Genomic DNA, 22,812 nt, shown 5'->3' on the forward strand with positions numbered 1-22,812 from the left:
TTCAAGAGTCAACAGATTAAAAACCAACCGTGAGGCCGCCCGTGAACACGCGAATGCCGGGGTAGCTGCTCTGGTCGAGGCCGGGCGTGATGAGCGAGCCGCCGTTGATGCTCGTTTCGGGGTCGTAGCCGGGGTACTTGGTGAAGGTGAACAGGTTCTGGCCGGTCACGTACAGGCGCAGGCTCTGCAGCTTCACCTGTTTGAGAAGCGTCGTGGGCAGGGTGTAGCCGAAGGTCAGGTTGCGCACCCGCAGAAACGAGCCGTCGTACACCTGCCGGTCGGTCAGCTGGTTGCCGGGGTTGTAGCCGCCGGCCGAGATGCGGGGCCAGCGCGTTTCCACCTCGGGCGCGTCGGGGCTCCAGGTGTTTTTGTAGAATTCGCGGGTGATGTTGGTGCCGTTGGCGGCCAGCGTGTAGAACTGCCGGATGTTGCCCTGGATGATGTCGCGGCCCTGCACACCCTGCAGGCTCAGGCTGAGGTCAAACGCCTTGTAGGTAAAGGTTTGGTTCAGGCCGTAGAGGAAATCGGGCACGCCCTTGCCCACTTTCACCCGGTCGCTTTCGTTGATGATGCCGTCGCCGTTCTGGTCCTTGATAATCCAGTTGCCGAGGTTCCGGGTGGCGGCGTAGGGGTAGGCGTCGAGGTCTGCCTGGTTCTTGTACACGCCCAGCACCTCAAAGCCGTACATGTTGCCCAGCGGCTCGCCCACAATCAGCTGGTAAGAGTTGTTCCAGCCAAACACCGAAGCCTCGGGCGGCAGTGAAGTCACGCCGCCCAGGTCGAGCACCTTGGTGCGGTTGCCCGAAATGTTGCCGTTGATGTTCCAGCGCACCGGCCCCAGGTTGACGGCCGTGCCGACGGCCAGCTCAAGGCCGCGGTTGCGCAGCCCACCGATGTTGGTGCGGTAGGAGGTGGCAAAGCCGAAGGCGCCGGGCAAGGTCTGGTTCAGCAGCATGCCGGTGGTTTCGCGGTTGTAGTAGTCCAGCGTCAGGGTCACTTTGTCGCCGAAGAAGCCGGCGTCGATGCCCAAGTCCGTCTGCTGGTTTTTCTCCCAGGTCAGGTTGGGGTTGCCCAGGCCGCGCTGGTTGTAGCCGTACACCCGCGCGCCGCCGAAGCTGTAGTTGCTGTTGACCTCGGTGTTCAGGTAGTTGAACGAGCCGATGTTGGCATTACCGGTTTGCCCAATGCTGGCCCGGAATTTCAGCTCGTTCATCACCGGCTTGAGGCCCTGCCAGAACCCTTCCTCGCTCACGCGCCAGCCCAGCGAAGCCGACGGAAACACGGCGTAGCGGTTGTTCGGCCCGAAGCGCGACGAGGCATCGGTGCGCAGCGCCGCCGACAGCAAATACTTCTTCTTGAAATCGTAGGTTAAGCGTCCGCCATAGCTCAGAAAGGCGTTTTGGTCGTAGGTCAGCTCGCCAATGCGGTCGGGCGAGCCGAGCGGATTTTCGAGCAGGTTGGTGGTGATGGTGCCCGGCCGGGCCGTGGTGGCCGTGTTGCGGGCCTGAAACTTCTGCAGCGAAAACAGCCCCAGCAGCCCGAAATTGTGGTCGCCCACCTGCTTGTTGTAGGTGGCCGTGTTTTCCCACAGGAAATCCACCGCCTGGTTCGAGCTTTCGCGGGCGTACACCGAGCCCAGCACCGGGGTGGAGATGTTGGCGTTGCGGGCCGCTTCCGAGGCCATGGTGGCCGGGATGTAGGCCGATTGGTTGTCGGTGGTGAGGGTGCCGCCGCCGGCCGTTTTCAGCCGCAGGCCCGGCAGCGGCGACCATTCCAGGAACGTGTTGGCAAACACCCGGTAGCTGGTGTAGGTGTTCTGGTTCAGGTCCACCGTTTGGCGGGGATTGAAGACGTTTGTAGTGTAAAACGCCGTGTTGTTGGCACCGATGACCTGGTTGACGGGCGTGCCGTAGTCGCCATTGGCAATGAACACGGGTAGCGCCGGCGATTGCAGCAGCGCCAGCGACGTGGCATTGGGCACGGCGCGGGTGCCGTTGTTGGCTGAGCCCCCCGATTGGTTATACGCCCCGTTGGCCGCCTGCCGGTCCTGAATGCCCAACGACGGCGCCACCGACACCCCAATTTTCAGCTTGGAAGTGAGGTTGGCGTCCAGGTTGAAACGCAGGTTGAATCGGTCGAAGGAAGAGCCCAGCAGCACGCCGTCCTGCTTAAAATACGCCCCGGAAACGTTGAAGCGGGCCTTTTCGGTGCCGCCCGAGGCCGACAACTGCACGTTGCGAATCACGGCATCGCGGTAAATCTCGTCTTGCCAATCGGTGTCGGGCAGGCTGCCGGGGTCGCTGAGAAAAATAGGCGGCAGCGGGTTTGCGCCGGTGCCAAAGCCACCCGTGGCGGGGTTGAAGTTCTGCTGCCGCACCCGGTCTTTCTGCCAGTCGATGTATTCGTCGCGGTGCAGCACGTCCAGCTTTTTGGAGATGCGCTGAATGCCCGTGTAGCTCGACAGCGTGAAGCGCGTCTGGCCCGACTTGCCGCGCTTGGTGGTCACAATCACCACGCCATTAGCTGCCCGCGAGCCGTAGATGGCCGTCGAAGCGGCGTCTTTCAGCACCGAAATGGCGTCGATGTCGTTGGGATTGATGAGGTTAAACTGGGCCGCGTCCTGCAGCGGGTAGCCGTCCACCACATACAGCGGGTCGGAGGAAGTGCCCAGCGACGTGCCACCCCGAATGACAATGGTGGGCGGCGCGCCCGGCGCCCCGCCCTGGTCCGATTGCACGGCCACGCCCGGCGCCAGTGCCGCGAGTGCCTCGCCCGGCGTGGCCACGGTCTGCCGGCCAATGGCGTCGCCGTCAATTTGCGTCACGGCCGACGTCAGCGTTTTCTGCGACTGCTCGCCGTAGGCAATCACCACCACTTCGTTGAGCTTCTGCGCGTCCTCGCGCAGCGTCACGTTGATGTCGGAGCGGCCGTTCACCGGCACGTCCTGGGGTGCAAAACCGATGTAGCTGATGCTCAGCACCGGGTCCGATACCGTGCTGGGAATGCTAAGCGAAAAGGTGCCGTCGCTGCCGGTGGAGGCCCCGATGGTGGTGCCCTTCACCACCACGGTCACGCCGGGCAGCGGGCCGCCTTTGTCATCCACCACGCGGCCTTTCACGGTGATGTCGGCCAGCACGGTGGCCGAGATTGGGCTGGCGGCCGGGGCCGGCCCGGCTGCCAGTGCCGCGCCCGTCACGGGCATCAGCAGCAGCGAAGCAGCCGCCCCGCGCAAGCGAGCAGACGGTAAAAAATGACTCATATGAGAAATGAAAAAGGGTGGGATTGCAAAAAAGATGGCGGTAAACAGCGCTAGCCCGGCCACGAGAAGCAAGGGCTTCCGACCAGCTTAAGAAATAGAAAAGCAGCCCTTGCAGAAGCTGACTTTCCTATTTCATAAGCCGGTCCGGTAAAGGGTTAGCGTTTCAAAGGTCCTTGTTGAAATCCCCATTCTCTTTCTCATTTTCGACAGATGTTGTTCATATGAGTATTATTTGTTAAATTATTGAAAAACAGTAATATGAATGGTGTATATCTGGTGTTTTGAAAGGTTGATTTTCATTTTTAGTACGCGTCTGTCACAATATTTTTAGTGGGTATGCCTGTCGTAAGAGGTGCTTATTCGCTAGCCAGGCGTGGAGCAGAAGGAGGAAAAAGCCAGGTTGACGCCGAAACAGCAAGCACGGATACCGGCACAAATGCACCACGCAAAAAGCCCCCGAAGCAGCGTTGCTTCGGTGGCTTTCAGAAACGCATTGCAGGGGTGGCTCACTGCCTCACCATCCTCCGGCCTGCCGGGTTATTTATGCGCCTTCAACCTTCTTTCCAACTGGTCCAGATACAAGGATTTTGGCAGCAAAGACTCGCCTTTGCCAATGCCTTCCTTGAAATCTTCAGGCGCCGAATCGAAGTCGTACTGCTTTATCCGGCCTGCGGTTGGTGAGGTCTTCACCTCGTTGGCCGGGCCGCTGGTGCCAATGATGTATCCCCAGCCGAACTGCTCCGAATCGATGATATAAGGCACCTTGGCGGGGTAAGCTTCGCCCACCGTGTTCCAGTACACGCTTTGCGTGGTCGGGTAGCCGTGCATCTCCGGGAAAGTGCCCCAGGGCCTGAACTTGGCTTCCAGAAAGTCTTTGTTCAGCGTCGTGTTATCGAACAGGTTAGACATGCTCAGGTGCATGTGGAAGTCGCTCGCCAGCGTGGAGTTTTCTCCCCGGCACCGCAAAATGACGTTGCCGTTGCTCCGCATCGATTTGAAATCGTAGTTGTGGCGGGCATACCCGGCAAAGCAATTCCGAATAAGGCAATCATTGGAAGCCAGCGTGTACATGTAGCCGTTGCCGCCTTCGCCCAGGTACTGGGTTTTCTGAAAAGAACAAGCGTCCACGGTTACAAATCTGGAGTTCTGCAGTAAAATTCCGCTGGACACTAGGTGGATGTCGTCTTTATTCTCCTCCGGCCGGTAAGTACTGATGTTTCTAATCCAGCAATTGATGGCGCTGTTTATCATGAGTAGATGCGCACTGTGTACTTCGTAAGCAGCGGTGCCTTTGACGTTGAAGTCCAGGCCGCCTAAACCCGGCAACGTTGATTGCCGATTGGCAATGGAGAAACCCTCAATGCCAACCTCACTCAGCACAGGCCTCACTTTATAAACCCGGGCATGGTCGCGCTTTTTCAGGAAATACCTGGTCGGGGCATCAATTTGAATGGTGTTGGCCTGTTTATCTACTGCCGTGATATACCGGTAGAACATGGTGCCGGTCAGCGAGGTCGCCCACAGGCTATCCATGTTATGCTCTGTGATAAACTCTTTGGTGACATCGGTTCTCAGCACCACCCAGTCTCCCGCCATGAAATCCTGGACGGATGAAACCGGGATGGTTTGAGTGGGAAGCAGCAGGTCTGCCGTTATGCTCACGGCTTTGCCCTCGGGGCTGAGCCAGTTTCCGCCAGCCGTTGGTTTGGCCTGTATAATGGAGACGTTCCGGACGTTGGAGTTATCGTTGAAGATGAAGGTCTTGCCCGCGCCCGCGCCTCGTAGCACCACGTTGCTATAGCTTATGCGCAGCGGGTTCGCCTTGGCGGCAGAAACGTCAAGCTTGTATTTGCCTGCGGGCAAATAGACTACGCCTCCGCCGCGCTGGCCCACGTCGTTCAACGCTTGCTGAATAGCGGCCGTCGCGTCCGCTTTGCCGGTGTTGTCTACTGCGTATGGCGCTTTCGTAACGTCCACTACGTTCTTGTTGATGTCCGGAATAGCCTGCTCGCCACGATGATAGCCGGCGTAGGAAAAGTCGTGCAGGAATCGCCCTTCGCTGTCCTGCATCCCCGGCTTCCAGTTTTGCGGATACAAACTGCTTCTCCACTGCTGCGAGAAAACCGGGCCAGCAGCAAAGAGCAAAACTGCCAGGAGAATGTACTTTTTATTCATGAATTGCGGTGGCTTAGGAGCCTACTTCATTTTCAGCACCTCACTGCCGGCCAGTAAGAATGCGCCCGTGCCGTAGTTCTGCCAGCTGTCGGCAGTGGCCGGTCGAGGGTCGAAGCCGATGTTTTGCACGAAGCCCACCATGCCGTCGGGCTTTTGCATTTTCAATAACGCAGGCCAGGCTTTGGCTACCACGGGCTTAAAGTCAGTGGAATTCAGCAAGCCATTATTGATGCCCCAGGCAATGCCGTAGGTGAAGAAGCCACTGCCGCTGGTTTCGGTGTGGTCGTACGACTCGGGCGAGAGCAAGCTGGTGGTCCACATGCCGTCGGGTTGTTGCAGGGCCTTTACTTTGGTCGCCATCTCCTGAAAGAGCTGCTCGAAAAAAGGCCGGTGGGCATAGTCTTTCGGCATGTCTTGCAGGATTAAGGCCAGACCGCCTAACACCCAGCCGTTGCCGCGGGACCAGAATATCTTTTTGCCGTTTTGTTCTTTCTTGTCGGTGCTGGCGCCCGTCCACAAAAACCGGTCGTCCCGGGCAAAAAGGTGCTCTTCCTTGTCGTAGAGCAGGTCGTAGGTTTCCTTGTAATGCCGGTACATCTCGTCCAATAGCACGGGGTCGTGGTTGCGTTTGGCAAGCACCGTGAAAACCGGAGGCGCCATGAAAAGCGCATCGCACCACCACCACAGCGGCTTGTTGCGTTTTTGCTCCTGCTGGTAAGCCAAATGCTTTTTTATGAAGTCTTCGGTGGGGGCAAGGTTGGCGTCTTTGTCGCCGAGGGCTGCCAGATACAGGTACGCGTAGCTGATGGCTACGTCATCGGCGCTGTTGATGCGGATGTACGTTTGCCATTCGTTCTTCCTGGCCATTGCCTGCAGGGCCTTCAAAAATTCGGCGTCGCCGGTGGCTTGGTGGGCTTTGGCCACGCCTGTGTAGTAAGCGCCGTTGGTCCAGTCTTTGGTCGACTTTTCAACGATTGGATGCGCTTCCTGCCATTCCAACGCCCTGAGCATCGCCTTTTTCGTGCTGGAAGCAGCAGTGCCTCCGCCTGCCTGTTTGGTGGCGGTGCACGCCTGCGTGAAAAAGACGGCGACGAACAAGGAGCAGATGAATAGAAGCCTCATGTAGGATTAGCGTATTTAAGCGTGAAATGTGTTGGAAATCCGCAGGTTGTTACAATTTTCCCGCAGCGTTTTCCAACACTACGTTGGATAGGATGGCGGTATCTACCTTATCCGGAATGTGCGAGCAAAAGCCGATGCCAACGTAAAAAGGCTCTTTGAATGCGAGCTTGATAGGGTCTCCTAATTGGTGCATGGGTTCGCCGTTCTGGCTGATGAACATGGCATAGGTATCGCCCCGCTTTTCTATCCCGATGCGCATGGCGCTTTTCTCCGGGACCTTCATCTGTAGAACTTTGGTGTTTTTGTCTGGCCTCCAGGCCAAGTGCATCAGGCCGGCCCCGTGACGGGCAACCATGGCTTCTTCGGAATCGTCATCAAGGCTTTGGCGGATAATGACGACCGCCTTTCGGTCAAAGAAACCCTCTTCATTCGGGAATTTTACATCGGCCGCCAAGGACACATCGCCCGACATCTTCTTCCACAGAAAACGAAACTCATCCCGGGTGTACCAGATGTTGTAGCCCGCGGAATTGATGGTGTATTCCTTCGCACCGGGGTCAAAGCTCGAATTTCCGGGCACCAGTGAAGCCCCTACGTCGCTTTGGCCGTCAAAAATGCCAATGCGCTTCTTTGACGTTTTGGTGGCCCGGTGAAAATCCGCTGGCGGCGGCACCTGCTTATGGGTCGATGAACCGGGCAATGCCCAGTCTGGCACAATCGGTTTCGCGGCTGCCGTCTGCGAATAACTGACCTTGCACGAACCAACACAGCACGTAACCATCAACGCTGCAATGGCTATTGCCGGGTTTCTGGCAGCATACAGATATAAAGAAGCGTTGCGCGCTTCTCCCAGCACTCTTAACAGGTTTTTCATGTCTTGCCTACGTTTGTGTACTGCCTTTATAAGGTAAAGGCTTGGTTAGCGGTGGCGCAAAGCCGGGTGGTGGTGGGCCGTCGAACGGGCCCGCTGGCGCGTCGTGGCGCGGGTGGTGAGGCGGTGCGTTGCAGCCACGGCCCGCCGCCCCCGGGCCGCCCTGCCCATGCGCTGTCGCCGTCATCGCTGGTATACTACGGCCCCGTTTCCGACCTACACCCAGGCGTTGCCACCCGGCGCGCACGGCCCCATGGGCGAAGGCCAACCCACCATCGTCGAAGTGCCAAATGGCTCCTTGCGGCAGCGGTGCGGCGGGTTAGGGTGCAAACCCTGCGCCTGTAGCAAATCCCGGACAATGCACACGGCGCGCATCAATAGTTGCAACGACCAGCACAAACCACGCACCACCCCATCTAGGCTGCCGCCAATTTTATGGGGTTGTCAAGCACGAAAATGACAACAAGAAGTTTCGTGCTTGACACCCCCATAAAATCACGGAGCAAGCTGATTGAATTTTACGTCATCGTAAAAAATATCTCCCGCAGGGCCCGACCAACTGCTGTCATCCCCGCCTCTAAAGGTGTCAAACGATATTCTGGTTATTTTACGGTAATTGTGGTCATTGGTCCAGCGAATATTGGTAATATTGGCCAGCTCGGTCCAAGTGGTAGCCGTACTTTTTTTGATGAGTATTTTTAAATAGCCATCCTTGTTGCTGTAGGTATTGCTCGTAACATGGATGTAAACATTGTACCACACCCCTTTTTCTAGTCCGTCGAATTGTTTGCTTTGTGGGTTATCACCACAATGATAGGTGGTGGTATTGGGCATGTCATAATAGTAAACGTATGGCTTAATAGCATGCGTTGTAGCGGATGTTCTTTTCCACATTAACCGCACACTCGCTCCGTGTCCGGCCGTTGGCACATTGCAGCCACTGGCTCCGTCGCCAATTTCAAATCCCCAACCCAGTTTTCCGCCTTCCGAAAAAGTAAAGGCGGGGTCAAACTTGAAACTGTAACTCATGTCGTAATCCGTGCCATCGGATACATTGTTTGAAGCTACCAACCCATTGGTGTATGAATAGCCGTCATCCAAATGGACGCGCAGGGAATTGTCGATAATCCATTGTTTGCCTCCACGCCAATTATTGGTTTTCGAATTATCCCCAAAGTCTGCAGCGTATTCAGTAGCAGTGTATTCATTGTTTGCAGCAGTAAACGTTTTTAGGGGAATGCTGCTAAAAACAGCATCGGCCCGTGTGGGGTCGACCTGATAATCCCCGTTGGGGGCCGTTTGAATCGGATTGTCTTTTTTACACGACAACAGGACGGTGGTTGCCAACAGCAGGCACATAGCCCCATTTTGGGTGAATTTAATGCGGTTCATAACCAGTTGCTTTTGGTTTGCAATTGAAATGGAAAAGGAATGACAAAGCTTCGATAGTCAAGCCCGTTAAGGAAGCCTCAATAGAGGAGCCCGCCCGGTAAGGCCTGGCCAGTTGCCGCTGTCCGGACGATGCTCAAGGGTAGCTATTCGACAACCGAGTGCTTGGGCAGTACATGGTTATCGGCTTGTAAGCGCAGGGGGTACATACCCGCGGCCATGCCCAAGGTGTGGAATTCGAAGCGTGACCAGTCGCCGGGCCGGGCACGATGCGTGGGGAGGAGAAGCTTGTTTTTTCATGTGGGAATTGGGTTAGTAGAAGAAAAAAACAGTGGTTGCACAGAGGAAAAAGAAGGCCGGCGGGAGAGCCAGCCTTCTTTGAGTGGACAACGGAGAAAATGAGCTACTTCAGCAGCACCAGGCGCTGGGTTTGCACCGCGCCGTTGCTCACCAGGCGGCAGGTGTAGATGCCCGCCGGCAGGCTGTTGCCGTCAAACGTCACGGTGTAGTCGCGCCCGGCTTCGGCCACCGCGTCGTAGAGCGTGCCCACCAGCTGGCCCATAGCGCTGAACACCTGCACCTGCGTGGCCGCCGTAGCCACCGGCCGGAAATGCACCGCCGCGCTCGTGGTGAAAGGGTTGGGGTAAGATTCGAACACTACCGCCTGGCCAGTCGCCGTGCCGCAACCACCGAGCTGGTCGCCGTGCGAGGCCAGGTGAGTGGCCACTGCGTCTTTCGAAAGGCATAGGGCACGGCCGTTGTGGCACACCTGCACCTTGTCGTTGTTGTTGCCGCAGCGCACGTCCACCACCGTCAGGGTAGCTGTAGCGCTGGCCGAGCAGCCGAACTCGTTGGTGGCAAGCACGGTGAAGGTGTAGGTGCCGGCGGCCGTGGGCGTGAACACCGGTGCCGCGTCCGTGGCATTGCTCAGCCCCGTTGCGGGCGACCATAAGTAGGTGGCCGACGTGCTGTTCGAGGCCGTGAGCACCAGGCTTTGTGCTCCGTAGCCCAGCGCAATGGTATTGGCCGGCAGGCCGGTGTAAGTGTTATCCGTGCGGCGCACGGCAATGGCCGGCGCGGGCGTGGCGCCAATAACCGTCACCGTAGCCGTGCCGGTGGCCGTGTTGCCATTCACGTCCGTCACCGTCAGCGTCACGGTGTTGTCGCCGATGTTGGAGCAGTCAAAGCTGGTTTTATCAAGCGTCAGCGACTGAATACCGCAGGCGTCGGACGAACCATTATCAACCGCAGCCGCAGTTGCGGTGGCGCTGCCATTCACCAGCGTCACGCTGATGTTCTGGGTAAGCACCACGGGCGCGCTCACGTCGCTTACTACCACTTGCTGGGGCACGGTCACCACGCCGCCGTCGCCGTAAGCAAAACTCCAGTTAATGGTGTAGCTGCCCTGGGCGGTGTAAGTAGTCGGGTCGGTGGTGGTGGCCGTCACGGTGCCGGTGCAGAAGTCGGGGGCTGTAGGGGCAGTGGCAGTCACCGAACACTCTGCCGTGAGAGTGGGCAGCGTCACCACCGGCCGTTCGGCCGTGGAGCCCGACGAGGGCGCCGAGAAGCGGGAGGTCAACGCTCCTTCTTTGGCGCGCACCTGGTAGTAGTAGCGAGTAGCGTAGCCCAGGCAGGCATCAGTGTAAGTCGTGGCGTTGGCGGCCACCGTGGCGAGCAGCGTGTAGGCCGTTCCATCGAGCGAGCGGAACACCTCGAAGCCGGTTTCGGTGGCAGAATTATCAGTCCAACTCAAGGCAATGCTGTTGCCGGTGGCGGTGGCAGCCAGGGCCGTGGCCGGTGGCAGCACGGCATCGCGCAAGGACTGGATGTAGGCAATGTTGCCGCTGCCCATGCCATAGCCCCAGTTCGGAGCGCCGCCCAGCTGGATGTCGGCGTCGGCGCCGCTGTAGTCAGCGCCGCGCTGGTTGGGGTTCAGGGGGTAGTGGTAGGCGCCAGGGTCGCCGCCGGCTTCCCGGTTCGGCGACACCAGTTTGGGGCTGGTGATGGATTGGTAGAGCGCCGTGGGCGCCCCGTTGCCGCCGCCGCGGGTGGCAAAGGCGTGGATGGCCCCGCTCACGCCGGTAGCCGCCCCCGTTTTCAGCAGCACCATGTCGTACTGCGCGATGATAAAGGCGTTGGTGCCCGTGGTTTCGTTGGTAAGGTAGGCGGCGTTTTCCAGCAGTAAGTCCACCGTGAAATCGGAGGCGTCGGTGTCCTCGGTGTAGCCCGCGATGCCCGTCGAGAGCTTGTGCAGCACGATGGTAGTGCCGGCGCGCAGGTCCTGCCAGAAGGGAATGTTGGTGAAGCGGTACTTGCCGCCGTTGTCGGTGGTGATGTTGGCATCAAAGTCCTTCACCAGCAGCCCGCGAATATCGAGGTGGTCTTTGATGACGAGCAGCTCCACCGCGTCGCGGGTGCCCAGGGCGTCGTTCGAGCCGTTGTAGAGCCGGTTTACCACAATGTCGGGCGTGGGCGGCAGGATGGAAAGGCGCAGGCCGTTGATGTAAGCAATGTTATTCGCGCCAAAGCCATTGCCCCAGTTAAAGCTGGTGGACGCGGAGGCCACCGCTTTCACGCCATCAAAATCCGCCGTGGTCTGGGCCGTGCTGAGCGGATATTGGAAGCTGCCGGCGGTGTTGGCCGCGGTCGAAACCAGCTTGGCGCCGGTAGTGGCCGCGAAAAGCGCCGTGGTATTGCCCGAGCCCGTTGCGAAGGCGTGCACCGGATTGGCCACGCCGCTGGCGCTGCCGGTTTTCAGCAGCACCATGTCGGTGTCGGTGAGGTTGAAAACGTCGCCCGCACCGGAAAGCGCGGTCAGGTAGGTCGTGTTTTCCAACGCCAGGTCGAGCCGCGAGTCGGAGGCGTTCACGTCCTCCACGTAGCCCGGGATGCCGGCGCCCAGCCGGCGCAGCACGATGGTGGTGCCGAGGCGCAAATCCTTCCACAGGGCCTGGTCTTTGAACTGGTATTTGCCGCCGGTATCAGCCGTGAGGTCGGCGTCAAAATCCTTCACAATCAGCCCGCGCGCGTCCAGGTGGTCCTGCACCACCAGCAGCTCCACGGCATCGGCGGCGCCGTCGGTGGTGGCGCTGGCGTTGTACACGCGGTTTACCACCATGCCGGTCATGGCCTGCGTCTCAAACGTGATTTTGGAGATGTTGAAGCTGCTCGTAACCAAGTCAAACTTCAGCGTCGCGTTCGGCGACGCCTCCAGGTACACGTTGTTGACGACGATGTTCTGGTAGGTGTTGAAGCTGCCCGTGGCGGGGATGGCTATCACGCCGGTTTTGTCCACGTCGTTCACGCTCAGCCGCATTGAGGCCGTCGAGGTGGTCGAGGTCGATACCCGGAACGTGACTTTGTAGAAGCCGCTGTTCTGAATGTTGACGGTGTATTTCAGCCATTCGCCACTGGCCGAGTAGCCCACGTTGCCGTAGCCGCCGTCGCCTTTCTGGGTATCAACGCCCTCGGTGGGCCGGGCCACGGTGGGGTCGGCGGTGGCGCCGCGGTTTTCCGCTTCCAAGTCGTGGTAGGCCACGCCTTCGCCGCCGTAGTCGTATTCGATGGACTTTACCACGCCCGGAATCGGGGCCGGGGCGCCGTTGTAAGGCGTGCGCGTGCAGTTGTTCACCTGCACATAAGCCGGCTTGCTCACCACAATGGTGGTGTCGGGGTTCACCAGCGTCAGGGTCACGTTTTTGGCGCCGCCCGAGGTGTAGGTAACGGCGAAGGGGCCTTTGCCGCTGGCCGTGGCCGGCGTAGCGCCCGCCCCAAAGTTCCAGGTAAGCGAGGCGTAGTTGCCCAGCACCGCGCCTGTGTAGGTCACGGCTTCGGGCGCGGTGCAGCTCACGGTTTTATCGGCCGAAAACCCGGCCAGCGTCACCGTTTGGCCGGGCCGAAGGTAGGTGGGGGGCAGGGCGCCCTGCGCGTGCTCCAGCGAGTACACAATCTTGCGGGTAAGCGCGCCTTGGGCGTCAAATAGCAGCACCAGCGTTGACTGCGCAAAGATTTTGTCGGTGTACGCGGCATTGATATCAGCCGGCACGTTGATTTTGAGCGGGGCCGTGCCCGGCACCGTGGCCCCGTTGAGCTGCACCGTAAAATCGTAGTCCGTTACGTCGCTTTCGTTGAGCACCATCACCGCGGTGGTGCCGTTGTCGGTGCTGCTGATGACCTTCACCAGCGCCTGGTTGTCGGTGGCGTCGAGGTTGGTGCCGTGCATGTTTTCCGACACCAGCATCTCGTGCCAGAAGCAGGAGCGGGGCTTGATGGTGGCCACCGTGCCCCCATCCAGGTAGCCCTTGTCGCTCACGATGCGCGAGCCATTGCTCTCGTGAATGCACCAGGGCTGCATCGACACGGCTTCGTACTTCATGCCCACGCCAAATACTTCGGCCCAAAACTGCCCGTTGATGAACGAGTGCGCGCCCAGGCCTTCCACCGTGTTCACGGTCGGGTTGGCGTAGTCGAGGTTGAATTCGGTGAGGGCCCAGCGCAGGGCGTTGGCCCCGGTGCGGTTATTTTTGGTGTTGGCGGCGGCCATCAGGCCCAGCAGGTTGGTCACGGTGTTGGCCACGTTTTGGCCGGCGGCTACCACCTGGGCCCGCGTCTGGCTGCCCGAGAAAGGGTAGGTGTGGAAGGAGATGATGTCGATGTAATAGCGGCCGTTGGCGTCTTTGCCGGTCACGTCGTTGGCGCCCCCACCAAAGCGGGGTAGTAGGCGTTGTAGCCGGCGTTTTCGGGGCCCACAATCAGGATGCTGGGGTCCACGGCCTTCATGGCCGAGGCGAACGTTTTGAGGTAGGTTTCCACGCCGGCAATGCTCACCACGTTGGGCTGGGCCGACAAATCGGGCTCGTTGCCGATAATCCAGTACTTCACGTTGCGGCCCATCGTCACGTTCACGTGCTGCACCACCTGCGCGGCCTGCGCCGCCGTGAACCGCCCGCGGCCTTCCGACACCTGCACCATGGGCTCGGCCCCGATGCGGCGAATGGAGTCAATCAGGGCGATGTACTGGGCGTTGGTTATCAGGTTGGTGTTCGCGCCGTTGCCGCCGATGCGAATCATCTTCACCTTCGACTGCTTCACCACCGGCCACAGCTTGTCGAGCAGCCCGCCGTAGTTGGTAGTGCCCAGGGCCGTGGGCAGCCAGGCATTCTGGCCCGCCAGGTAGGGCGAGATGGCCTGGCCGTGGCTGGCGCCCAAGGCGAGCCAGCTCAGCAGGAGGAGGGATAGCAGTTTCTTCATGCGCGGGAATTTTGGGTTGGTGTAGAAGTAGGAGGAAGCCAATGCGGCGCGGGCAGAGCTGCATCCGACAAGGCCGATGAGTATCGACAAGCCGCCGATGCGGAGTGGCTGGTTTGCCGGACTAGGAGCCGTCAGGTCTGCCGGTGTTGGATGGGGCGCTTAGCGACGTTCCATGTGCAGCGGCCAGGTTGCAGAGCAGCTAGTTGCTGACAGGCTCTACAAATGTCTACGGACGCCTCCGCAACCACTTTCTCATTTCGAACCGTCGCGGTTCATTTTGTAAAATGCTTATCAAATTATTGTTAATTAGACAATTGCGTGAAATGTATAAGTGTAATCGAAAGCTGTTATTTCACTTTTAGAACGCGCTTGTCACAATAGTTTTAGTAAAAAGGGCGGTAGTTTAACCCGACACCCGCCGCAGTGCGGCAAAGCCGGAAAGAAGTGAAAAGCCGGAAAGACGGCAGCTGAAAACGGCGTGTATATTTCCGCCACAGCAGCAACAGAAACCCCATTGCGGGTCCATGTGCCCAGTAGTTCGATGACACCGGCTCAGAGCGCCGACCCACGAATTCGGCTAGTAGTGGCCCACCCCACGACTTAGGCTGATTGACGCACCCACGGTGCATAAATGAAGGATTTTCGCGGCTAGCCCGCCCAAATACACGAGCGAAAACGCCTGACTGCGGCAGCCGTTGGGGTGCTTCCGCTTCGCGCGTCTTCTAAGCCCTTCTTCGATAATGGCGTTTCACCTCCCACGTTTTACCCTGGCCATAGTGCCTGCGCTGCTATTGCCGCTTGCGTTGCGCTTCGCAGTTGGTGCCGGCGTCAATCCTGCGCCTTCGGCTACGCTGGCTTTCACCGTGCGCAACCGGCTGGCGGCGGCCCGGCCCACCGAAACGGTGAGTTTGCCAGCGGCCCGGCTATCGAGCCTTATCAAAGCCTACGGCGCCGACAATCTGCTGGTGCGCGATGCGGCCGGCACGGTGCTGGTAAGCCAGGTGCTCGATAACAATGCCGACGGCCAAGCCGATGAGCTGCTGTTCCAAACCGCGCTGGCCGCCAATGAAACCCGGAAATTCACCGTGTCGGGCGCCGCCGACGGCGCCGCCCAGCGGCCCCAAAGCCCTTACACCACTTTCTCCCGCTTCGTGCCCGAGCGCATTGATGACTACGCTTGGGAAAATGAGCGGGTGGCTTTCCGCACCTATGGCCCCGTGGCCCAGCAGCTCACCGAGGCCGGCCGCAAAGACGGCACCCTCACCAGCGGCATGGACTGCTGGCTGAAGCGAGTGCCCTACCCGGTCATCGACAAGTGGTACGCCGGCTACCAAACCGACCCGAGCTACTACCACCACGACCGCGGCGAGGGCTACGACCCCTACCACGTGGGCGACAGCCGCGGCTGTGGCGGCACCGGTATCTGGGACGAGGGCCGGCTGTGGGTTTCCAAGAACTTCGTCAGCTACAAAACGCTGGCCACCGGCCCCATCCGCACCGTGTTTGAGCTGACGTATGCGCCCTGGCAGGCCAACGGCCGCACCGTCACCGAGCGCAAGCGCATTTCGCTGGACCTGGGCAGCAACCTGACCCGCTACGAAGACTATATAAGCAGCCCGCAGGCACTACCCAATTTCGTGGTCGGCATCACCCTACACGATAAAAAGGGCGCGGTGCAGACCGACCAGAAAGCCGGCTGGTTCCGCTACTGGGAGGCCGTGGACGACGCCGAAATCGGCACCGGCGTAGTACTCGACCCGCGCGCCGTCACGAAGGTGGAGGACTACCGCGTGGAGCAGCCCGACCAAAGTAACCTACTTGTTTTTACCCGCCCACAGAGCGGCCCGCTGGTTTTCTACGCGGGCTTTGGCTGGACGAAAAGCGGCCAGTTCCGCACCGTGCAGGAATGGGATGCCTACCTGGCTCAATTCGCGCAACGCCTCGCTTCTCCGCTAGAAATAAGCTGGGCAAAACACCAGTAAAAACAACGTCAACATCGGCAATTCTTGCCTGTAACCCTTCCACTCTCACCTTATGAAATTTGCTTCTGTACGCCTGGTCGCGGTGACCTGCACGGCTCTTTGCGCCGCTACTGCTTTCAATCTGGCTTCACCTCCCGCCAAGCCCAAACGCGCCGTCGCGCCGCCAAACCGGCAGACCGCCCTCATGGACAACGAAGCGGCCGTGAATGCGCTGCTAAAGCAGCTCACGCTGGAAGAAAAAATCAAAATGGTGCACGCCAACTCGTCGTTTGCCGCCGGCGGCATTGCGCGGCTCAATATACCCGAGCTGATGACTTCCGACGGCCCCCACGGCGTGCGCCCCGAGCAGGGCCGCGACTGGAAGGCCGTGAAAGACCCCAACAACGCGGGCACCTACCTGCCCACCAATAATACCCTGGCCGCCACCTGGAACCCGGAGCTGGGCTATGCCTACGGTACTGTGCTGGGCCAGGAAGCCAATTTTCGCGGCAAAGACATCATTCTGGGGCCGGGCATCAACATCATCCGGGCCCCGCTCAACGGGCGCAATTTTGAGTACCTCAGCGAAGACCCTTACCTGGTGGGGCAGATGGCGGCGGGCTACATCCGCGGCGTGCAGGACCAGGGCGTGTCGGCCTGCGTGAAGCACTACGCGGCCAACAACCAGGAATGGCAGCGCAATAAAATCGACGTGTACATGAGCGAGCGGGCCCTGCGGGAAATCTATTTGCCCGGCTTCCAGGCGGCGGTGCAACAGGGTGGCGCGCACGCGCTGATGGGCTCGTACAACAAGTTTCGGGGCCAGTTTGCCACCGAAAACGCCTACCTGATGAATGACATTCTCAAAGGCGAATGGGGCTTCAAAGGGCTGGTGATGAGCGACTGGGGCTCCAACCACAACACCATGGACGCCCTGCGCAACGGCACCGACCTGGAAATGGGCACCGACCTGGTGCTGAAGCGCAACAGCGTGGACCAGAGTGCCACCGCCAGCACTGGCGCGGCCACCCCGGCCGTGACCAAGAACATCTACGACCGGTTCTACCTGGCCGATGCGGCTCTGGAAGCCATCAAGCAAGACCCCAAGCTGGAGCCACTGCTCGATGACAAGGTGCGGCGCATTCTGCGGGTGATGTACGCCACCAACATGCTGGACGGCAAAAAGCGCCAGCCGGGCTCGCACAACACCGCCGCGCACCAGGCCACCGCCCTCAAAGTGGCCGAGGAAGGCATTGTGCTGCTCAAAAACAACGGCCTGCTGCCGCTGAAGAAAACGGCACGCACGGTGGCCGTCATCGGGGCCAATGCCACGCGCGAAAACGCGGGCGGCGGCGGCAGCGCGCAGCTGCAGGCCAAGTACGAAATCACGCCCTTGCAAGGCATTAAGAACGAGTTGGGCGACAAGGCTACTGTCACCTATGCCGAAGGCTACAAAGTGGCCCGCGGCCAAAAAGCCGACCCGGCCCTGATTGCCGAAGCCGTGGCCGCCGCCAAAGCTGCCGACGCGGTGGTGTATGTGGGCGGCTACATCCACGGCTACGACTACGCTAACTGGGGCCAAAACGCCTACGACGCCGAAGGCATCGACAAGCCCGACCTGAAAATGCCCTTCGGCCAGGACGAGCTGGTGCAGGCCGTGCTGGCCGCCAATCCCAATACCGTGGTGGTGTTGCTCGGCGGCGGGCCCATTGAAGTCGCGCCCTGGGTGGGCCAGGCTAAGGCATTGGTGGAAGCCTGGTACCCCGGCATGGAAGGCGGCAATGCTATTGCTCACATCCTATTCGGCGACGTGAACCCCTCCGGAAAGCTGCCCCTCACGTTTCCGGTGAAGCTGGAAGACGCGCCGGCCCACAAGCTGGGCGAATACCCAAGCACCCCCGGCGACCCGCTCAAGCAGACTTATAAGGATGACATCTGGGTGGGCTACCGCTACTACGACACTTACAACGTCGCGCCCCAATTCGCCTTTGGCCACGGCCTGAGCTACACCACCTTCAAATACAGCAACCTGACCGTGACGCCCGGCCCCAAAAGCGCCACTGTGAAGCTGACCGTGACCAACACCGGCAAGACGGCCGGCGCCGAAGTAGTGCAGGTGTACGTGCACGACGAGCAAGCCTCGGTGAAGCGCCCCGAAAAAGAACTCAAAGGCTTTAAAAAAGTATTCCTCAAGCCTGGTGAAGCACAAACGGTTACCGTGCCCTTGAATGCCGAAGCGTTTCAGTTTTACAGCGATGCCAAAAAGCAGTGGGTGATGGAACCCGGCAAATTCGACGTGCTGGTGGGCAGCTCCTCGCGCGACATTCGCCTGAAAGGCAGCACGACGCTTTAAGAGCAGGCCACTACTTCATTTCATCTCCCTACCGTATTGCAAGCTCCAATGGCTTCACTTTTTGATTTAACTGGTAAAGTGGCGCTGGTGACGGGCTGCACCCGCGGCATTGGCCAGGCCATGGCGCTGGGCCTGGCCGAAGCCGGAGCCGACATTATCGGCGTATCGGCCACAGCGGAGCCGGACGGCGGCGAAACCGGCCGGCTAGTACGGCTGCTGGGCCGCCGGTTCCACAGCTACCAAGCCGATTTCAGCCAGCGTGCGCAAGTGACCAGATTCTTGAGCCGGGTGCAGCAGGAGTTTCCGGTTATCGACATCCTGGTTAATAATGCCGGCATCATCCGCCGCGCGCCGGCCGCCCAGCACTCCGATAAGGACTGGGATGATGTGCTCAACATTAATCTCGACGCGCCCTTCCGCCTGGCCCGTGCCATTGGCGGCCGGATGCTGCAAAACGGCTCGGGCAAAATCGTCTTCACGGCCTCGCTGCTCACTTTTCAGGGCGGCATCAACGTGCCCGGCTACGCGGCCAGCAAGGGCGCCATCGGCTCACTGGTGAAGGCGCTGGCCAACGAGTGGGCCGGCCGCGGCGTGAACGTGAACGCCATTGCCCCCGGCTACGTGGCCACCGACAATACCGCCGCCCTGCGCCAGGATGCCGAGCGCAGCGCCGCCATTCTCTCCCGTATTCCGGCCGGCCGCTGGGCCGAGGCCGACGATTTCAAAGGCCCGGCCGTGTTCCTGGCTTCGGCGGCTTCCGACTACGTGCACGGCACCATCCTCACCGTCGACGGCGGCTGGATGGGGCGATAAAATCAGTTAACAGTTATCAGTGAGCAGTGAACATGATTTTTCAACTGCTCACTGATACCTGCTCACTAACAACTGCTAACTGAAATATGACCCAGCGCTTTGCCATCGGCCCCCGCGAAACGGCCACGCTCAACACGAGCGGCATTCGGGAGCATTTCCTGATTGAAAACATCTTCACGCCCGGCGCCATCGAGCTGACCTACACGCACTACGACCGCATGGTGGTGGGCGGGGCCCAGCCCACCGGCGCGGCGCTCACGCTGCCCTGCCCCGGGTCGCTCAAGGCCAATTTTTTCCTGGAGCGCCGCGAGCTGGGCGCGCTGAACGTGGGCGGGGCGGGCACCGTGACGGTGGACGGCACGGTGTACGAGTTGAATAACCAGGACTGCCTCTACGTGGGCATGGGCTCGAAGGAAGTGGTTTTTGCCAGCGCGGACGCGGCCCAGCCGGCCAAGTTCTACCTGCTCTCGGCCCCGGCGCACGCGGTGCACCCCACCACGCGCCGCACCCAGGCCGAAGCCACGCCGGTGGAGATGGGGGCCCGGGAAACGGCCAACGAGCGCACCATCTACAAGTACATCTACCAGGAAGGCATCCCCAGCTGCCAGCTGGTGATGGGCCTGACCCAGCTCAAGGTGGGCTCGGTGTGGAACACGATGCCCAGCCACACCCACGACCGCCGCATGGAGGCCTACCTCTACTTCAACCTGCCCGCCGGCCAGCGCGTGCTGCACCTGCTGGGCGAGCCGCAGGAAACGCGCCCGCTGTGGGTGAGCACCGAGCAGGCCATCCTTTCGCCGCCCTGGTCCATCCACACCGGCTGCGGCTCGAGCCACTACGCCTTCATCTGGGGCATGGCCGGCGAAAACCGCGAATACACCGACATGGACGCCGTGCCCCTCGAGGCCCTGCGCTAAGCCATCCGGCATACTATGCAAAGGCCTGTTGGCTAAAATCTGAAGAACATGAAAGCAACCCTCGCGCTTGTTATTTTACTGTCCTGCTGTTTCGTTACCAGTGCCTGGGCCCAACTGCCGGCCGCCCGCCCTGGCGAAGTAGAAACAGCGCGCAGTCGCTGCGTGCGGCTCTTGCTTTCCGACACTGCCTACGCCAGCGAGCGGAGCTACCAGCTGAGTGGCGACATCACCTACACGAAGGACGGCGCGGGCTACTACGCCTCCCTGACGCCGGAGGGCGCCTGGCCCGACATCGACTACCAATCCACGCTGAGCAACGCGTGGCCGCCTTCGTGGCACTTGTACCGCCTGCTGCTGGTGGCCCGGCAGTACCACCGCAACCACGACCCGCGGTACCTGGCGGCGCTGCACCGCGGCCTGACCTATTGGACAAGCCACGATTTCCGCTGCCCAAACTGGTGGCAAAACCAAATCAACACGCCCTTTGCCTATTCCAGCCTGCTGCTAATGCTGGGAGCTGAGGCCAATGCGCAAGAGCGGGCGTTTCTCGACGACGTGCTGCGCCCGCGCATTGCGCAGAAGAACCCCACGGGCCAGAACAAAATCTGGCAGCACGACATCGAAGCCCGCGTGGCGCTGCTCCACGACGATGCCGCCGGGCTGGCCCAGGCGCTGACTAACATGGCCACCGTTATTGAAGTCACCACGGGCGAAGGCATTCAGCCGGACTATTCGTTTCAGCAACACGGGGCCATGCTGCAGTTTGGCAATTACGGCCTGCACTTCGTGAACAGCCTGCTGTTTTGGCTGGCCGTCACGGAGGGCACCAGCTACGCCTTTACGCCGCAAAAGCAGCGCATACTGTTTGATTATTGCGCCAACGGCCTGCGCTGGACGGTGTTCCGGGGCCGGATGGATATGACGACCCGCGGCCGGCAACTGCGGGCCGGCGCCGACACCAAGCGGGGACAGGTGCTCTACGACGATTTGCGGCTGGTGCGTGCCCTCAACCCAGCCCAGGCCTGCCGCTACTTTCTCGACGGCTTCGGCGGCCCGGCCGATGCGGCCTGCCAGTTGCAGGGCAACCAGAATTTCTGGCGGAGCGGCTATCAGGTGCAAATGGCCCGGGGGCAGTATTTCATGAGCGTGAAAACGCACGGCCCCTTCGTGAAAAAAATCGAATCCATCAACGGAGAAAACCTGCTCGGGGCCTATTTGAACGACGGCGTGAGCCTGGTGCAGCGCACCGGTCGGGAGTACCACGACATCGAGGCCTATTGGAACTGGGCCATGCTGCCCGGCACCACTGCCGATACTACCCTGGCGCCCGGCGACGCCCAGGTGCTGAAATCCAGCAACGAAGCGGCCTTTGTGGGCCAGGTGTCGGACGGCATTGCGGGCCTGAGCACCATGGCCTACGACCGGCTCGGCCTGCAGGCACGCAAAAGCTATTTCATGGTGGGCAATACGCTCGTGGCCTTGGGGGCAGGAATAACGGGTAAAGACCCGAAAAACGTAGTTACAACGGTAAATCAAACCTACTACCAGGCCCCGCTCCTGAGCGCCGAAGCAACCTCAAGCAGCCTGCGCTGGCTTTGGCACGACAGCATCGGCTACTTTTTTCTGAGCCCCGGTAACCAGCCAAAAACGTTGGTGCAGGCCAGAAAAAGCAACTGGCCGGCCGTGGATGTCGCCTCGCTGGTAGTGCCGCCGGCAGGGACCGAATCCCGGAAAACCTGCACCATTATGCTGCCTCAGAGCAAAACGTCGGATTATGCCTACGCCGTCCAAATTGGTCTGAGCCAGAAACAGACCCGCGACGCGGCGCGCCGTTTTCCGGCACAGGTGTTGGCGAATACCCGCGCCATCCAAGCCATTTTCTTTAACAACCAGGTGCTTGCCGCCTTCTACCAGCCCGGGAAGCTGCGCGCAAGTGCCACCGTCAGCATCGGGGTGGACAGTCCGTGTCTGCTGATGTACAAGCGTGCGACTTCGCAGGCGGAAGTATGGGTGGCCGACCCTACCCGGACGCTGCGAAGCGTTAAAGTGAGCATCAACGGGGCATCCCGAACCGTCGCCTTGCCCCAGAACGACCTGCTAGGCAGCAGCGTAAAAGTGCGCCTTTGAACGTGCCGGTTGCCTGATATTGGCTCAACGCATTGTTTGTCAGTGGGGACATCGTGCCGCACTGCTAATAAGTCCTCGTTGCCATTGCCGAGCTTGTGACCGGTTAGGTGGTTGGGTTTCGGCCATTAGCTGACTCGCGGGTTCCAGTCCGAGGCAGGACGCATAAACAGCGCTGAAAGCCCTGCCTGCCGGTGCGAGAGCAGGGGGGAAGTGCATGCCTGCTGCTGAGTGCAGGCGCCCAGGGCATACCGCGGGCTTCGGTGAAGTGAGCCGCGCTATTGAGGATGATGAATTCACGGTTTCGGTGAACGAGCTGTGGGGGTGTAAACAATTGGCTCACAAGAGCAATTGGTCGATTCTTCGTGGTTTGCCAGCTCAAGAGAGTAAGGCTTCATTGTACCCCCGCAGTTGGGTGCCACCCCCAGCGTAGCAGAACGCAAGTAGCCGTTTCGGTGGCTGCCCGGGCGCTTGCAGCAGGCGGTGAAAAGCAGCGGAGACAGACCATGGAATGTTACCAAAATAGGAATTACTCTTAAAATATATATAATAAATAATATTTATTTCTTAATTTTAAA

The 22,812-nt window shown here is 60.0% G+C and carries 12 protein-coding genes; 5 read left to right on the forward strand and 7 right to left on the reverse strand.

Annotation, left to right across the window (positions count from 1 at the left end; translation table 11 throughout):
• Window positions 1–16: 16 nt before the first annotated feature.
• The 7 genes from MUN81_RS04230 to MUN81_RS04260 form a co-directional block, all read right to left on the reverse strand.
• Window positions 17–3,259: a TonB-dependent receptor gene (locus tag MUN81_RS04230; protein WP_245115367.1), complete on the reverse strand. Its 3,243-nt coding sequence runs from the start codon at window positions 3,257–3,259 to the stop codon at window positions 17–19.
• A 537-nt stretch (window positions 3,260–3,796) separates the two neighbouring features.
• Window positions 3,797–5,434 carry a glycoside hydrolase family 55 protein gene (locus MUN81_RS04235; protein ID WP_245115369.1) on the reverse strand — a complete coding sequence of 546 codons (1,638 nt, stop codon included), beginning with the start codon at window positions 5,432–5,434 and terminating at the stop codon, window positions 3,797–3,799.
• A gap of 21 nt (window positions 5,435–5,455) precedes the next feature.
• Window positions 5,456–6,532 carry a glycoside hydrolase family 88 protein gene (locus MUN81_RS04240; RefSeq protein WP_245115370.1) on the reverse strand — a complete coding sequence of 359 codons (1,077 nt, stop codon included), beginning with the start codon at window positions 6,530–6,532 and terminating at the stop codon, window positions 5,456–5,458.
• Window positions 6,533–6,605: 73 nt separating this feature from the next.
• On the reverse strand, window positions 6,606–7,430 hold the full coding sequence (locus MUN81_RS04245) for a hypothetical protein (RefSeq protein ID WP_245115371.1): 825 nt from the start codon (window positions 7,428–7,430) through the stop codon (window positions 6,606–6,608).
• Between the two features lie 492 nt (window positions 7,431–7,922).
• Window positions 7,923–8,819 carry a polysaccharide lyase gene (locus tag MUN81_RS04250; RefSeq protein WP_245115373.1) on the reverse strand — a complete coding sequence of 299 codons (897 nt, stop codon included), beginning with the start codon at window positions 8,817–8,819 and terminating at the stop codon, window positions 7,923–7,925.
• 400 nt (window positions 8,820–9,219) lie between these two features.
• Window positions 9,220–13,503, reverse strand: a complete 4,284-nt coding sequence (locus MUN81_RS04255) for a carbohydrate-binding protein (protein ID WP_245115375.1) — start codon at window positions 13,501–13,503, stop codon at window positions 9,220–9,222.
• Window positions 13,500–14,066, reverse strand: coding sequence for a glycoside hydrolase family 44 protein (locus MUN81_RS04260; RefSeq protein WP_245115377.1), 567 nt, complete (start codon window positions 14,064–14,066; stop codon window positions 13,500–13,502). The genes MUN81_RS04255 and MUN81_RS04260 overlap by 4 nt, the downstream gene beginning before the upstream one ends.
• Window positions 14,067–14,869: 803 nt before the next feature.
• Between MUN81_RS04260 and MUN81_RS04265 the strand changes: the two genes are divergently transcribed.
• The 5 genes from MUN81_RS04265 (at window position 14,870) to MUN81_RS04285 (ending at window position 22,237) form a co-directional block, all read left to right on the forward strand.
• On the forward strand, window positions 14,870–16,048 hold the full coding sequence (locus MUN81_RS04265; RefSeq protein WP_245115379.1) for a DUF4861 domain-containing protein: 1,179 nt from the start codon (window positions 14,870–14,872) through the stop codon (window positions 16,046–16,048).
• Window positions 16,049–16,100: 52 nt separating this feature from the next.
• Window positions 16,101–18,380: a glycoside hydrolase family 3 C-terminal domain-containing protein gene (locus MUN81_RS04270; RefSeq protein WP_245115381.1), complete on the forward strand. Its 2,280-nt coding sequence runs from the start codon at window positions 16,101–16,103 to the stop codon at window positions 18,378–18,380.
• A gap of 48 nt (window positions 18,381–18,428) precedes the next feature.
• Window positions 18,429–19,193 carry a 2-dehydro-3-deoxy-D-gluconate 5-dehydrogenase KduD gene (kduD, locus tag MUN81_RS04275; protein ID WP_245115383.1) on the forward strand — a complete coding sequence of 255 codons (765 nt, stop codon included), beginning with the start codon at window positions 18,429–18,431 and terminating at the stop codon, window positions 19,191–19,193.
• A gap of 86 nt (window positions 19,194–19,279) precedes the next feature.
• A complete protein-coding gene (gene kduI / locus MUN81_RS04280; RefSeq protein ID WP_245115385.1) occupies window positions 19,280–20,110 on the forward strand; it encodes a 5-dehydro-4-deoxy-D-glucuronate isomerase in 831 nt (276 codons plus the stop codon).
• Window positions 20,111–20,281: 171 nt separating this feature from the next.
• Window positions 20,282–22,237, forward strand: coding sequence for a polysaccharide lyase family 8 super-sandwich domain-containing protein (locus tag MUN81_RS04285; protein WP_245115387.1), 1,956 nt, complete (start codon window positions 20,282–20,284; stop codon window positions 22,235–22,237).
• Window positions 22,238–22,812: the final 575 nt, after the last annotated feature.

Origin of the sequence: Hymenobacter sp. 5317J-9 (genome assembly GCF_022921075.1) — a bacterium.
Taxonomy (GTDB): Bacteria; Bacteroidota; Bacteroidia; order Cytophagales; family Hymenobacteraceae; genus Hymenobacter.

Excerpts from the sequence above, each read along its gene's own strand:
- MUN81_RS04230 (WP_245115367.1), bottom strand. The coding sequence starts at position 3,259 with ATGAGTCATTTTTTACCGTCTGCTCGCTTGCGCGGGGCGGCTGCTTCG.
- MUN81_RS04245 (WP_245115371.1), bottom strand. The coding sequence starts at position 7,430 with ATGAAAAACCTGTTAAGAGTGCTGGGAGAAGCGCGCAACGCTTCTTTA.
- MUN81_RS04235 (WP_245115369.1), bottom strand. The coding sequence starts at position 5,434 with ATGAATAAAAAGTACATTCTCCTGGCAGTTTTGCTCTTTGCTGCTGGC.
- kduI (WP_245115385.1), top strand. The coding sequence starts at position 19,280 with ATGACCCAGCGCTTTGCCATCGGCCCCCGCGAAACGGCCACGCTCAAC.
- MUN81_RS04260 (WP_245115377.1), bottom strand. The coding sequence starts at position 14,066 with ATGAAGAAACTGCTATCCCTCCTCCTGCTGAGCTGGCTCGCCTTGGGC.
- MUN81_RS04250 (WP_245115373.1), bottom strand. The coding sequence starts at position 8,819 with ATGAACCGCATTAAATTCACCCAAAATGGGGCTATGTGCCTGCTGTTG.
- MUN81_RS04270 (WP_245115381.1), top strand. The coding sequence starts at position 16,101 with ATGAAATTTGCTTCTGTACGCCTGGTCGCGGTGACCTGCACGGCTCTT.
- kduD (WP_245115383.1), top strand. The coding sequence starts at position 18,429 with ATGGCTTCACTTTTTGATTTAACTGGTAAAGTGGCGCTGGTGACGGGC.